At 71.7% G+C, this 14434-nt stretch carries 9 protein-coding genes; 5 read left to right on the top strand and 4 right to left on the bottom strand.

Annotated features, from left to right (window positions below; translation table 11 throughout):
- The first annotated feature begins 5 nt into the window (after nt 1–5).
- Entirely contained in the window at nt 6–1067 is a 1062-nt protein-coding gene (locus tag FXF60_RS04485; protein WP_151524073.1) for a LacI family DNA-binding transcriptional regulator, read from the top strand.
- Here the strand turns inward: FXF60_RS04485 and FXF60_RS04480 are convergent.
- The 3 genes from FXF60_RS04480 to FXF60_RS04470 are packed head-to-tail and all read right to left on the bottom strand — an operon-like array spanning nt 1064 to nt 4103.
- A complete protein-coding gene (locus FXF60_RS04480) occupies nt 1064–1837 on the bottom strand; it encodes a helical backbone metal receptor (protein WP_151524072.1) in 774 nt (257 codons plus the stop codon). The genes FXF60_RS04485 and FXF60_RS04480 overlap by 4 nt on opposite strands.
- Nucleotides 1834–3216 carry a UTP--glucose-1-phosphate uridylyltransferase gene (locus FXF60_RS04475; protein WP_151524071.1) on the bottom strand — a complete coding sequence of 461 codons (1383 nt, stop codon included), beginning with the start codon at nt 3214–3216 and terminating at the stop codon, nt 1834–1836. Before FXF60_RS04475 ends, FXF60_RS04480 begins: the two co-directional genes overlap by 4 nt.
- A gap of 26 nt (nt 3217–3242) precedes the next feature.
- On the bottom strand, nt 3243–4103 hold the full coding sequence (locus FXF60_RS04470) for a DUF1295 domain-containing protein (RefSeq protein WP_151524070.1): 861 nt from the start codon (nt 4101–4103) through the stop codon (nt 3243–3245).
- 138 nt (nt 4104–4241) lie between these two features.
- Between FXF60_RS04470 and icmF the strand changes: the two genes are divergently transcribed.
- Complete coding sequence (gene icmF / locus FXF60_RS04465) at nt 4242–7523, top strand: fused isobutyryl-CoA mutase/GTPase IcmF (RefSeq protein WP_151524069.1); 3282 nt, start codon at nt 4242–4244, stop codon at nt 7521–7523.
- Here icmF and FXF60_RS04460 read toward each other — a convergent pair.
- Nucleotides 7502–9034: a BCCT family transporter gene (locus tag FXF60_RS04460; protein WP_151524068.1), complete on the bottom strand. Its 1533-nt coding sequence runs from the start codon at nt 9032–9034 to the stop codon at nt 7502–7504. The genes icmF and FXF60_RS04460 overlap by 22 nt on opposite strands.
- On the opposite strand from FXF60_RS04460, the gene FXF60_RS04455 reads away from it, so the two are divergent.
- Genes FXF60_RS04455 through betT form a run of 3 tightly spaced genes read left to right on the top strand, consistent with a single transcriptional unit; the run spans nt 9033 to nt 14433 of the window.
- Complete coding sequence (locus FXF60_RS04455; RefSeq protein WP_202879559.1) at nt 9033–10646, top strand: aldehyde dehydrogenase family protein; 1614 nt, start codon at nt 9033–9035, stop codon at nt 10644–10646. The genes FXF60_RS04460 and FXF60_RS04455 overlap by 2 nt on opposite strands.
- The gene (gene betA, locus FXF60_RS04450; RefSeq protein WP_151524067.1) at nt 10643–12403 is read left to right on the top strand and encodes a choline dehydrogenase; all 1761 of its coding nucleotides are present in this window, start codon (nt 10643–10645) and stop codon (nt 12401–12403) included. The genes FXF60_RS04455 and betA overlap by 4 nt, the downstream gene beginning before the upstream one ends.
- Nucleotides 12400–14433 carry a choline BCCT transporter BetT gene (gene betT, locus FXF60_RS04445; RefSeq protein WP_151524066.1) on the top strand — a complete coding sequence of 678 codons (2034 nt, stop codon included), beginning with the start codon at nt 12400–12402 and terminating at the stop codon, nt 14431–14433. The genes betA and betT overlap by 4 nt, the downstream gene beginning before the upstream one ends.
- Nucleotide 14434 lies beyond the last annotated feature (1 nt).

The raw sequence follows: 14434 nt of genomic DNA, 5'->3' as shown, positions 1-14434 counted from the left end.
TCGCCATGGTTGCGCGAGCAGAGCGTCGACGCGGCGGTCGAGGAGACGGGGCGGGCCTGGTGGCCCGGTCCCGGCGCCCCACCCTGGAGGACGTCGCCGCGCAGGCGGGCGTGTCCCGGGCCACCGCGTCGCGCGTGGTCAACGGCGACCCACGCGTGCGTGCGGAGGCGCGGGAGTCCGTCACCCGGGCCGTCTCCGAGATGGGATACCGACCGAACCGGGCGGCCCGGGCGCTCGTGGTGCCGGAGCCGGACTCGGTGGCGGTCGTCGTGCCCGAGAGCGAGAAGAGGGTCTTCGCCGACCCGGTCATCATGGGCATGCTGCGGGGGATCAGCACCGGGCTGGAGGAGACGCCCCTGCAGATGGTGCTCGTCCTCGCCCGCGCGGGTCGGGACACCCAGCGGCTGGAGCGGTGGCTGCGCGGTGGCCACACCGATGCCGCCATCGTGCTCAGCGCCCACCTGGACGACCGGGTCACCGCGGTCCTCGGCGAGATCGGTCTGCCGACCGTCGTCATCGGCCGGCCCCCGCCGTCGGGTCAGGGACTGCCGTTCGTGGACCTGGACAACGTGAGCGGAGCCCGGCTGGCGACCCAGCGGCTGCTGGACCGCGGGTGCCGCCGGATCGGCACCGTGGCCGGGCCGGAGGACATGGCGGCCAGCCGGGACCGGTTGGTGGGCTGGCGGGAGACGGTGCGGGCGGCGGGCCTGGCCGGCGACGCGGTGGAGCACGGCGACTTCTCCTCCGAGAGCGGGCGGGTGGCCATGCGGCGCCTGCTGGCCGCGCACCCGGAGCTGGACGGGGTCTTCGTGGCCTCCGACCTCATGGCCGCCGCCGGGGTCAGCGAGCTGCAGGCCAGCGGGCGGGTCGTGCCGCGCGACGTGGCCGTGGTCGGCTACGACGACTCGCCGGCGGCGCAGCTCACCCATCCACGCCTCACGACCGTGGCCAACTCGGGCGAGCTGCTCGCGGGCGAGGCGACCAGGATGCTGCGCGACCTGCTCGACGGGCGGGAGGTCCGCTCGACCGTGCTGCCCACCCACCTGGTCGAGGGCGGGACGGCCTAGCGGCCGGGCGGGAGCCCGTCCAGCAGGTCCGCGGCCTCGAGCATCGCGGGGCCGTACCACGTGAGCACCCGGCCGCTCACCAGCCGGACCGGCGACCGGCGGAAGGCCTCCGGGCCGTCGTCCGGGGTGAAGACGTAGGGCTCGTCCGGCAGCAGCACCACGTCGGCGCCCGCACCGTCCACCGCGTCCACCTCGACGGCGGGGTAGCGGTCCTGGTGCTCGCCGTAGACGTTGACCAGCCCGGCGCGCCGCAGCAGGTCCGTGGTGTAGGTGCGGGCGCCGACGACCATCCACGGGTCGCGCCAGATGGGGACCGCCACGCTGCCCCTGGCCGCCGCGGGGTCGGTGGGAGCCGCCCAGCGCCGCTCGACCTCGACCAGCCACCCGGGCTCCTCCCAGCCGAGGACCTCCACGACGATCGTCCGCAGCACCCGCAGCGCGTCGTCCACCGACTCCACCACGCCCACCCAGACCGGGAGGCCCGCGTCCCGCATCCGCCGCACGTCCAGCTCGCGGTTCTCCTCCTGGACGCACACCACCAGCTCGGGCTCGAGGGCCGCGACCGCGGCCCGGTCGGGGTTCTTGGTGCCGCGCACCCGGGTCACGCCGAGGTCGGCCGGGTGGGTGCACCAGTCGGTGGCACCCACGAGCGCCTCCGGCCGGGTCGCCGCGAGCGCCTCGGTGAGCGAGGGCACCAGGGACACCACGCGCCGCACCGGCCCGTCCGGCAGGGTGAGGTCCCCGCCGAGGTCGTCGACGAGGGCCCTCATGGGCTACCGAGCGTCTCCCCGTCCTCGACGGTGCCGCCCTCGGGTCCCAGCACCGCGGCACCGACGACCCGCACCGAGCTGCCGAAGGACCAGTCGCCCTCGACCTGCAGCCGGGTCGCGTCCACCAGCGAGGGCACACCGGCCGGGAACCGCTGGTCGAAGTCGCCGATCATGCCGTAGTGCGCCTTGGTCAGGTCCACCACCGGCGCGGGGTCGACGCTCCGGCGCAGCCGGTAGGTGCTGTCGTCGACCTGGTAGACGTCGGAGCGCAGCAGGGCCAGCTCGTTGGTGGTCTTGACCGGCACGAACCGGTCGCGGGTGACGGCGACGGACGCCGCGTCCTCGAAGAGCTCGACCGCGCTGCCCATGGCCGACTCGATCTGGATGACCGGGGTGGAGCTCTTGTCCGTGGGGTCGACGGTCTTGGCGTTGCGGATCAGCGGCAGCTCCATGACCCCGTCCCGCTCGGTCAGCATCGCGCGCAGCCGCGCGAGGTCGAACCAGAGGTTGTTGGTGTTGACGAACGGGTGCTTGTCCCCGTCCATGAAGTGCACCATCTCCTCCTCGGCCGTCTGGGCGGTGTCCCGCAGCACCAGGCGCCCGTCGGCCCGGCGCCGCACCAGGTGACCACCCTTCTTGTCCATCTCGGTGCGTCGGCAGACCTCCGCGGCGAAGCCGGCACCGCTCGCGGCGAACCACGCCGCCACCCGCCCGTCCGCCACCGCACCGAGGTTGTCCACGTTGGAGACGAAGGCATACCGGAAGCCCGCGTCGAGCAGCTGGTCGAGCAGGCCGCTCGCGAGCAGCGACGGGTAGAGGTCGCCGTGCCCCGGGGGGCACCACTCCAGACGCGGGTCGGCCTCCCAGGTCACCGGCCCGAGGTCGTCGGCCCGCAGCTTCGGCTCCTGGCTCTGCAGGAAGTCCAGCGGCAGGCCGTCGACGGGCAGGTCCGGGTAGCGGCCCAGCACCTGCAGCGTCGCCTCCTGGGTGGAGAAGCTGTCCATGAAGGTCAGGGGGAGCCGCACGTCGTAGCGCTCGCGCAGCGCGAGGACCTGACGCACCGTGATGTCGAGGAAGGTCAGCTCGTCCCGGACCGGGAGCAGCGACTTGGGACCGGCCAGCCCCATGGAGGTCCCGAGACCCCCGTTGAGGGTGATGACGGCGGTGGCCGAGAGCGCCGCGCGCGCCTCCTCGTCGCTCACCGCGACCTCCTGGAGGTATGCCGCGGGCAGCGCCGGCTCCACGTCGGCCTCGGCGATCAGGCCGGTCGCGCCGGCGGCCAGGTTGTCGTAGTGCCGGGCGAAGGTGTCGCGCGCGGGCTGGCTCACGCCGGCCTGCTGCATACGGTCCAGGGCCTGCTGACGTCCCGATGCGCTCATGGGGACCAACCTAGCGTCAGACCAGGTCAGCCCTTGCCGACGGGGAAGAGCACAGGGGTGCGCTGCTTGTACGCCTCGTAGTCGGACCGGCCGCCCCACTTGTCGTCGGCGCGGCGCTCCAGGGCCGGGACCCCGCTGCCGAAGCGCAGCAGCAGATAGATCAGCACCGGGGAGACGAGGGTGACCAGCTGCCACCCCGACAGGGCGGCGGCGGCCAGCATGGCCACGCCGGTCCACAGCAGGATCTCGCCGACGTAGTTGGGGTGTCGCGACACGGACCACAGGCCGGAGGAGATGAAGTCGCCCTCGTTCGCGGTGTCGGCCTTGAAGGCCGACTTCTGGGCGTCGGCGACCGACTCCACCGTGATCCCGGCCAGCCACACCAGGATGCCGGCATACCCGAGCAGTCCCAGCGGCGTCTTCGTGGCCGAGGTGATGGCGGCCAGCGCGGCGCCGGCGGTGAAGGTCACCCACAGCCCCTGCGTGGTCCAGACCAGCAGGAAGCGGGACCAGCTCTTCTTCAGCTCGTCGAAGCGCCCGTCCTTGCCGGCCCGGACGACCCGCCGGAAGAGGAAGATCCCGAGCCGCAGCGCCCACACCAGGACCATGCCGGCGAGGATCCAGGTGCGGGCGTCCCGCTCCTCCGCCAGGACCAGCGCGAGGACGGCGACGAGCTGGAAGGTCAGCGACCCGGTGAGGTCGAAGTACCGCTCGGTCTGGGCGAGGAACGACGGGACGTAGACCACCCAGTTGATCCCGAAGGCGACGAGGACCAGGAGCAGCAGGACCGGCATGCCGCCGGACAGCTGCTGCCCGCCGTCGGAGCCGGCGAGGGCGAGCAGCAGACCGAGGACGGTGGCGAGGGCGGCCAGCACGAGACTCTTCACACGGGTGAGCGTACGTGCGCGGCAGCCGGGCCGCGCCATCGACCGGCACCATGTCTCTCTTGTTGACGGGCACGTCAACTCCGGCCTCGATGTCCACTACCATCGAAGGGCACGGCCCACTCGACGAGGAGATGCACGGTGAAGAACGACCAGGGCGCAGGGACCGCGGCAGGGGCGGGTCAGGCGAGCGGGAAGCCCTCCCTCAGGGCACCGGAGCACCCGGTCCGCGTCGTCACGGCGGCCAGCCTCTTCGACGGGCACGACGCCTCGATCAACATCATGCGGCGGATCATGCAGAGCCAGGGGGCCGAGGTGATCCACCTGGGGCACAACCGGTCGGTCGCCGAGGTGGTCGAGGCGGTGCTCGACGAGGACGCGAGCGCCGTGGCCGTGTCCTCCTACCAGGGCGGCCACGTCGAGTACTTCGAGTACCTCGTGGAGCAGCTGCGCGACGCCGGGGCCGGGCACGTGAAGGTCGTCGGCGGGGGTGGGGGCGTCATCGTCGACGAGGAGATCGCGCGGCTCCGGGACGCGGGTGTGACCATCTTCTCCCCGGAGGACGGCCAGCGGCTCGGCCTCCCGGGGATGATCAACCAGGTCATCACCGACGCCGACTACGACATGTGGCAGGTCGGTGCGGCCGACGTGGAGGCGGTGCTGGCGGGGGAGCGGACCGCGGTCGCGCGGGCGATCACCGGTGCCGAGCTGGGGTCCCTCCCCGCGGCGGACCGGGAGCGGTATGCCGCGGCGGCGCGGGAGCGCGCCACGCCGGTCCTGGGCATCACCGGCACCGGCGGGTCGGGCAAGAGCTCCCTCACCGACGAGCTGGTGCGACGCTTCCGGGTGGACCAGGGCGACCGGCTCCGCGTCGGCGTCATCGCCATCGACCCCACGCGGCGCAAGGGTGGCGGCGCACTGCTCGGCGACCGGATCCGGATGGGCGCGATCGGCGGGGCCCAGGTGATGTTCCGGTCGATGGCCACCCGGGGCGAGTCGGAGGTGCCCGAGGCGTTGCCGGTGGCGATCGACGTGCTCAAGGCGGCCGGTTTCGACCTCGTCGTCGTGGAGACGCCGGGCATCGGGCAGGGCGACGCCGGGATCGTCCCCTACGTCGACACCTCGCTCTACGTCATGACGCCGGAGTTCGGTGCGGCCAGCCAGCTGGAGAAGATCGACATGCTCGACTTCGCCGACGTGGTGGCCATCAACAAGTTCGAGCGCCGCGGGTCCATGGATGCCCTGCGCGACGTGGGCCGCCAGCTGGTCCGCAACCGGGAGGCCTTCGGCGCCAAGCCGGAGGACATGCCGGTCTACGGCACCTCGGCGGCGACCTTCAACGACGACGGCGTGACGGCGCTCTACCAGGAGCTGCGCTCCGCTCTGGGCGAGCAGGGGCTGACCGTGCAGGAGGGCAGCCTGCCCGTCGTGGACGTGCGCTACTCCTCGATGATCCGCCAGGTGGTGCCGCCGAAGCGGGTGCGCTACCTCGCCGAGATCGCGGACACGGTGCGCGGCTACCACGACGACACGGAGCGGTATGCCCTCGCCGCCCGCCGGGTGGAGCGGCTCGCCGCCGTGGACGACGAGCTGGCGGCCGCGGGGAAGACCGACCACGGCGTCGACGACCTCCTGGCCGACGCGCGTCGGGAGCTGCCCACCGAGATCGAGGAGATGATCACCGGCTGGCCCGCCCGGGTCGAGGCATACTCCGGCGACGAGCAGGTGGTGAAGGTCCGGGACCGTGAGATCCACACGACGCTGACCAAGGAGTCGCTCTCCGGCAACCGCATCCCGCGGGTGGCGCTGCCGACCTACGACGAGGCGGGAGCGCTCGTGCGCTACTGGCGCAGCGAGAACCTCCCGGGGTCCTTCCCCTACACCGCCGGGGTCTTCGCCTTCAAGCGCGACAACGAGGACCCGGCCCGGATGTTCGCCGGGGAGGGCGACCCGTTCCGCACCAACCGCCGCTTCAAGCTGCTGTCCGAGGGACAGCCGGCCACCCGCCTCTCGACCGCCTTCGACTCGGTCACCCTCTACGGGCACGACCCGGCGCCACGTCCCGACATCTACGGCAAGGTCGGCACCTCGGGCGTGTCGATCGCGACGCTGGACGACATGAAGGCGCTCTACGACGGGTTCGACCTCGTCGACCCCACGACGTCGGTGTCGATGACGATCAACGGTCCGGCACCGACGGTGCTGGCGTTCTTCCTCAACACGGCGATCGACCAGCAGGTCGACGCCTTCCGCGAGCGTGAGGGCCGTGAGCCGTCCGGGGCGGAGGCGGAGGAGCTGCGCGCCTACGCCCTGCAGAACGTCCGCGGCACCGTCCAGGCGGACATCCTCAAGGAGGACCAGGGGCAGAACACCTGCCTGTTCACCACCGAGTTCTCGCTGCGGATGATGGGTGATGTCCAGGAGTGGTTCATCGAGCAGGGCGTGCGCAACTTCTACTCGGTCTCGATCTCCGGCTACCACATCGCCGAGGCAGGGGCGAACCCCATCAGCCAGCTGGCGTTCACCCTGGCCAACGGGTTCACCTACGTCGAGTCCTACCTCGCCCGCGGGATGGACATCAACGCCTTCGCGCCCAACCTGTCCTTCTTCTTCTCCAACGGCATGGACGTCGAGTACTCCGTCATCGGCCGCGTCGCGCGACGGATCTGGGCGGTCGCCATGCGGGACAGGTACGGCGCGAACGAGCGCAGCCAGAAGCTGAAGTACCACGTGCAGACCTCGGGCCGGTCGCTGCACGCCCAGGAGATGGACTTCAACGACATCCGCACCACGCTGCAGGCGCTCATCGCGATCTACGACAACGCCAACTCCCTGCACACCAACGCCTACGACGAGGCGGTCACCACCCCGAGCGGGGAGTCCGTGCGCCGGGCGCTCGCGATCCAGCTCATCATCAACAAGGAGTGGGGCCTGGCGATGAACGAGAACCCGAACCAGGGGTCGTTCATCATCGAGCAGCTCACCGACCTCGTCGAGGAGGCGGTGCTCGCGGAGTTCGACCGGATCAGCGAGCGCGGCGGGGTGCTGGGCGCGATGGAGACCGGCTACCAGCGCGGCAAGATCCAGGACGAGTCGCTGCTCTACGAGCACCGCAAGCACGACGGCAGCCTGCCGATCATCGGGGTCAACACCTTCCGCCGGCCCGAGGCCGACCGTGAGGAGGTGGAGGTCGAGCTGGCGCGGGCGACCGAGGCCGAGAAGCAGTCGCAGCTGCAGCGGGTGGAGGCATACCAGGAGGAGCACCGCGACGAGGCGCAGGCGGCCCTGGGCCGGCTCAAGGAGGCCGCGATGGCCGGCGACAACGTCTTCTCCGTGCTCATGGACGCCGCGAGGGTGTGCTCCCTGGGCCAGATCACCGAGGCCTTCTTCGAGGTCGGGGGTCAGTACCGCCGCAACGTGTGACCGGGCCGGTCACTCCGGAGGTCGAGGACGAGGCTGACGCACAGCGCCACCAGGATGAGGGTGAACGGCACCGCGGCGATGACGGCGGCGTGACGGAGGCTGTCCGCCCCGCCGGTCAGCAGCAGCACCGCGGCGAAGGCGGCCGCGAAGGACCACATCAGCCGCAGCGGCCTCGGTGGACGCATCGAGCCCCCTGAGGTGGCGGAGCCGAGCATGAAGGACGCCGAGTCCGCCGAGGTGATGAACAGCAGCGCGAGGACGGGCACCAGCAGCACCAGGGCCAGGGACGTCGAGGGCAGCGTCCCCAGCACCTCCAGGGTGGCGACGGACTTGCTGTCCGCGGCCACCCCGGCGACGTCCACCGCCCCGCTGCGCTCGGCCTCCAGCGCCGTCCCACCGAGGACCGAGAACCACACCAGCGTCACCGTCCCGGAGGTGCCCACCACCCCGGTCACGACCTGGCGGATGGTCCGGCCGCGCGAGATGCGGGCGATGAAGGTGCCGACGAAGGGTGCCCAGGCGATCCACCAGGCCCAGAAGAAGTAGACCCACTCCTGCTCCCAGCGGCGGTCCGACCCACCCTCGGTCGCCAGGCTCATCGGCACCAGGTGCCGCACGTAGTCGACCACCCCGGTGCCCAGGGTCTGCAGGATCACCCGGGTCGGGCCGAGGACCAGGACGAGCAGCAGCAGCATCCCGCACAGCGTCAGGTTCGCCAGCGAGAGGATGCGGATGCCCCGCCCGAGACCGGTCATCGCCGAGATCGTGCTCACCGTCATCAGGCCGACGATGATCGCGATCTTGGGGCCGTAGGCGTCCGGCACGCCGGCGAGGTGCTCCAGCCCGGCGTTGAGCTCCCGGGTGCCCAGGCCGAGCGAGGTCGCGACCCCGAAGAGGATGGCGAAGACGGAGCAGAGGTCCACGACCGTGCCGACCGGTCCGTCCGCGTGCCGCCGCAGCAACGGGCGCAGCGTCGCGCTGATGAGCACCGTGCGCCCGTGCCGGTGGCTGGCGTGGCCGACCGCCACCGCGACGGCGGCGTAGAGCGCCCACGCGTGGAAGCCCCAGAAGAGGAAGGAGTAGCGCAGACCGTCCCGGGCCGCCTGCTCGGACTCCGACGGCGCCATCCCGTGCGGAGGCTCGGCGTAGTGGATCAGCGGCTCCGCCGTGCCCCAGAAGAGGAAGCTCAGGCCGACCCCCGCGCTCAGCAGCATCGCCATCCAGGAGACGAACCCGAACTCCGGGCGCGACCCCGCCTCGCCCAGCCGGATCCGTCCGTATCGGGAGGTGGCCAGGACCACGACGAAGACCAGGATGAGCAGCATCGTGACGGGGTAGATCGGGCCGATCCGCCCCACCACGAGATCCCGGGTCGCCTCGAGCACCGCAGTGAACCGGCCGGGGGAGAGCAGCCCGGCGAGGACGAAGCCGAGCGAGAGCACCAGCGAGACCCAGAACACGGCCCCCAGACGAGGCCGGTCCCTCGCGCCATCCACGGCCGGACGGTCCATGCCCGACCACCCTAGCGACAGCCCGGCCGAGGACCCCCGGGGCTGGCTAGAGTGGGCGCACCCGACGACGACGACGAAGGAGGAGCCCCACGTGCGCACGCTCTACATCGGCGGCGAGTGGCGCGCCTCCGCCTCCGGGCGGACGCGCGAGATCACCTGCCCGGCCGACCGCCAGGTGGTCACCACCGTGTCCGAGGCGGACGCGTCCGACGCCGAGGCCGCGATCGCCGCCGCCCGGACGGCCTTCGACGAGGGTGCCTGGCGGCAGACACCGACCCCGGAGCGGGCCGGCGTGGTGCGTCGCGTCGCCGACCTGCTGGAGGCCGAGCTGGACGAGGTCGCCCGGCTGGAGTCGCTGGACACCGGGAAGCGGATGGCCGAGTCCCGGATCGACATGCAGGACATCATCGGCGTCTTCCGGCACTTCGCCGACCTGGTGCAGGGCGAGGCGGGCCGGGTGGTCGACACCGGTATGCCGGGGGTCTCCTCGCGCGTCGTGCACGAGCCGGTCGGTGTCTGCTCGCTCATCACGCCGTGGAACTTCCCGCTGCTGCAGACGTCCTGGAAGGTCGCGCCGGCGCTCGCGGCGGGCAACACCTTCGTGCTGAAGCCGAGCGAGCTGACCCCGCAGACCGCGATCTGGCTGATGGGGGCGCTGGAGCGCGCCGGCCTGCCCGCCGGCGTGGGCAACCTGCTCACCGGCACGGGCGCCGACGTGGGGCCGACGATGACCTCCCACCCGGACGTCGATCTCGTCTCCTTCACCGGTGGCGTGGTGACGGGACGGACCATCATGGCGGCGGCCGCGCCCACGGTGAAGCGGATCGCCCTCGAGCTCGGTGGCAAGAACCCCAACGTGGTCTTCGCCGACGCGGACCTGCCCGCGGCGATCGACAACGCGCTGACCGCCATCTTCCTGGACTCCGGTCAGGTGTGCTCGGCCGGCGCCCGGTTGATCGTCGAGGAGGAGGTGCACGACGAGGTCGTGGACGAGCTGGTCCGCCGGGCCGAGCGGATCCGGATGGGCGGACCCTTCGACGAGCGGGCCGAGACCGGTCCGCTCATCAGCGACGAGCACCGCGCCAAGGTCGAGGCCTACGTCGCGGCCGCCCGCGCCGAGGGCGCCGTCGTCCGCTGCGGCGGTGAGGTGCCTGGCGGCGAGCTGGAGGTCGGGTCCTACTACCCGCCGACCGTCCTGGACGGGTGCACCAGCGACATGTCCTGCGTCCAGGACGAGTCCTTCGGCCCGGTCCTCACCGTGGAGACCTTCTCGGGGGAGGACCGGGATGCCGCCGAGGACGCCGCCGTCGCGCTCGCGAACGACACCATCTACGGCCTCGCGGGTGCGGTCTGGACCCAGGACGCGGGACGGGCCGAGCGGGTCGCCGGCCGGCTGCGGCACGGCACGATCTGGATCAACGACTACCACCCCTACGTGCCGCAGGCCGAGTGGGGCGGGATGAAGCAGTCCGGCATCGGGCGCGAGCTCGGCGTGGCCGGGCTGCACGAGTACCTCGAGACCAAGCACGTCTGGCACAACACCCGACCCGCGGTCGCGGACTGGTTCGACCGGCACGAGCAGCAGGGCACGAGCAGCGAGGAGCAGGCATGAGGCAGCGCTACGACTACGTCATCGTGGGTGGTGGCTCCGCCGGCTCGGCCCTGGCCAACCGGTTGTCCGCCGACGAGGGCAGCACCGTCCTCGTGCTCGAGGCCGGGCGCGCGGACTACCTCGTCGACCCGCTCATCCACATGCCGGCCGCGCTGATGTTCCCGTCCGGGAACCCGCTCTACGACTGGGCATACCAGACCGACCCCGAGCCGCACATGGACGGGCGCCGGGTGCCGCACGCCCGCGGCAAGGTCCTCGGCGGGTCCTCGTCCATCAACGGCATGATCTTCCAGCGGGGCAACGCCGGGGACTACGACAAGTGGGCCGAGTTCGACGGGATGCAGGACTGGGACTACGCCCACTGCCTGCCCTACTTCAAGCGGATGGAGACCTGCCTGGCGGGCGCCGACGCCTGGCGCGGCGGGTCCGGTCCGCTGAAGATGGAGCGCGGCCCGGCCTCGACGCCGCTGTTCCAGGCCTTCTTCGAGGCCACCACCCAGGCGGGGTACTCCCGCACCGACGACGTCAACGGCTACCGCCAGGAGGGGTTCGCGCCGTTCGACCGGAACGTCTACCGGGGCAGCCGGCTCTCGGCGTCGCGGGCCTACCTGCGACCCGTCCGTGACCGCGCCAACCTGGACGTCGCCACCCTCGCCATGGTCACCGGGCTGCGCTGGTCCGGCCACCGGGTCACCGGTGTCGATTTCGTCCGGCCACCTCGCCGCCAGCACTCGGTCGAGGCCGGTGAGGTGATCCTGTGCGGTGGCGCCTTCAACTCGCCCCAGCTGCTGCAGCTGTCCGGGGTCGGTGACCCCGAGGTGCTGCGGGCGGCGGGCGTCACCCCGCGGGTCGAGCTGCCCGGGGTGGGGGAGAACCTGCAGGACCACCTCGAGGTCTACCTGCAGCACACCAGCCTGCAGCCGGTCTCGATCGCCCCGTGGCTGAAGAAGTGGAAGGCCCCGTGGATCGGGGCCCAGTGGTTGTTCTTCGACAGCGGCGTGGGCGCCAGCAACCACTTCGAGGCCGGCGGCTTCATCCGCACCAACGACGAGGTGGCCTACCCCAACCTGATGTTCCACTTCCTCCCGATCGCGGTGCGCTACGACGGGACCGCCCCGGAGGGCAAGCACGGCTTCCAGGTGCACATCGGGCCGATGAACTCCGACGTGCGGGGACGGGTGCGGATCACCGACGCGGACCCCTTCCACCACCCGTCGATCCTGTTCAACTACCTCTCCACGGAGAACGACCGGCGCGAGTGGGTCGAGGTGATCCGCGCCGCCCGGCACATCCTGTCCCAGCCCGCGTTCGCGGCCTTCGACGGCGGGGAGATCTCACCCGGGCCGGCGGTCGAGACCGACCAGCAGATCATCGACTGGGTGTCGCAGGACGCCGAGACCGCGCTGCACCCGTCCTGCTCGGCGAGGATGGGGAGCTCGCAGGACGAGACGGCGGTCGTGGACCCGGGGTCGATGCGCGTGCACGGGACCGAGGGGCTGCGCGTCGTGGACGCCTCCGTCTTCCCCACGATCACCAACGGCAACATCTACGCTCCCGTGATGATGGTGGCCGAGAAGGCTGCCGACCTCATCGCCGGCAACACCCCGCTGGCGCCGGAGCACCCGCCGGTCTTCCGCGCCGGTGCCGGTATGCCCCTGTACCCGCCGGGCGATCCCCGCAACGAGGCGTGGGACACCCGTCAGGAGGTGCCCAGCGCGGTGCGCGCGATGGCGCCGCACGAGGAGGAGACCCCATGAGTACGACCCGTGACACCGCGCCCGAGACGCTCGCCCCACCCGGCCAGCCCCGCACCAAGTGGACCGTGCTCGCGGTCTCGGGCGCGATCACCGCGGCGGTGGCGCTCTGGGCGCTCATCGCCCCCACCCAGTCCTCCGAGGTGCTCGGTGTCGTGGTCGGGTGGACCTCCGAGTGGTTCGGGTGGTTCTACATCGTCCTGGCCACCGTGATCCTCGTCTTCGTCCTCTACCTCGGGGTCCGGCACTCCCGGGTCCGGCTGGGCCAGGACGACGACCGACCCGAGTTCTCGACCTTCGCCTGGGCCTCGATGCTCTTCGCCGCGGGCATCGGCACCGACGTGATGTTCTACGCCGTCGCCGAGCCCGCCTCGCAGTACCTCTACCCCCCGCAGGGGGAGGGCGGCACCCTCGAGGCCGCCCGTGAGGCGACGGTGTGGACGTTGTTCCACTACGGCATCACCGGGTGGGGCATGTATGCCCTCATGGGCATCGCCCTCGGCTACTACGCGCACCGCATGGGCCTGCCGCTCGCGGTCCGCTCGACCCTCTACCCCCTGATCGGCAAGCGGGTGAAGGGTCCGCTCGGCGACGCCGTCGACATCGCGACCGTGATCGGCACCATCTTCGGGGTCGCGACCTCGCTCGGGATCGGCGTCGTCATGCTCAACGTGGGGCTGGACGTGCTCTTCGGCGTCTCCCAGGGCATACCCGCGCAGATCGGGCTGGTCGTCCTCGCCATCCTGGTGGCGACGATCTCGGCGACCACCGGCGTGGACAAGGGCATCCGGCTGCTCAGCCAGCTGAACGTGCTGCTGGCGATCGGCCTGGCCGGCTGGGTGCTCGTCACCGGTGAGACGGCCTTCCTGCTCCGCGGGATGATGATGAACGTCGGCGACTTCGTCTCGATGTTCCCCGGGATGACCCTGGACACGATGGCCTTCGACTACCCCGCCGAGTGGATGGGCTTCTGGACCCTCTTCTTCTGGGCCTGGTGGATCGCCTGGGCATCCTTCGTCGGGATGTTCCTGGCCCGGATCTCCAAGGGCCGGACCATCGGGCAGTTCGTGCTCGGGACGATGACCATCCCGTTCAGCTACATCGTCATGTGGGTGTCGATCTTCGGCAACAGCGCGGTCAAGCAGATCCGGGACGGCGACGAGGCCTTCGGCGAGGCGGCCGTCAACACGCCGGAGCTGGGCTTCTTCACGCTGCTGCAGCAGTACCCGCTGGGGCTCGCGGTGGTGGCGCTGGCGACCTTCGTCGGGCTGTTGTTCTACGTCACCTCCGCCGACTCCGGGGCGCTGGTCATGGCCAACCTGTCCTCCGAGCTCCCGAGCGGGGAGGCCGACGCCCGGCCCTGGCTGCGCATCGTCTGGTCGGTGGCGACCGGCGTGCTGACGATCGCGATGCTGCTCGTGGGCGGGATCCCGGCGCTGCAGAGCGCGACCATCATCATGGGGTTGCCGTTCGCCTTCGTCATCGTGGCCGTCATGGTCGGTCTGCACCGTGCGCTGGAGCACGAGCGGACCCGCACCTGGGCCTTCCAGGACTCGGTGACGACCTCCCTGGTGGGCCGGGAGGCGAGCGGCGTGCCGTGGCGGCTGCGGCTGGCGCAGTCCTTCGGCTCGGTGACGGTGGACCAGGCCCAGGAGCGGCTGGACGACGTCGTCGTCCCGGCGCTGCACGCGGTGCGTGACGCGCTCGAGGAGCAGGGCGTGCCGGCCCGGGTCGAGGTGAGCGAGGCCGACCCGGAGGCGCGGGTCGTGCGGTCGGCCACGCTGCTGGTGGCCGCCGAGGGAGACGAGGTGGGCTTCACCTACCCGGTCCAGGTCAGGCGGGGCCCGGCGCCGACCTACGGGCTGGGCCGCCTCGCGCACGACCGGACGACCCGGCTGCAGGTCGCGCAGCCGATCGCCGGCGGGTACGACCTCATGTCCTACGACGTCGAGGACGTGTGCCACGACGTGCTGGACCAGTACGAGCGCTGGGCGGCCAGCTCGGCGAGGGTGGCCGAGCAGCGGGAGCTCTAGG

The sequence above is a fragment of the Serinicoccus kebangsaanensis genome, assembly GCF_008919445.1.
Taxonomy (GTDB): Bacteria; Actinomycetota; Actinomycetes; order Actinomycetales; family Dermatophilaceae; genus Ornithinicoccus; species Ornithinicoccus kebangsaanensis.
The sequence above is the reverse complement of the archived record's forward strand: the minus strand, read 5'-3'. Positions and strand labels throughout refer to the sequence as shown.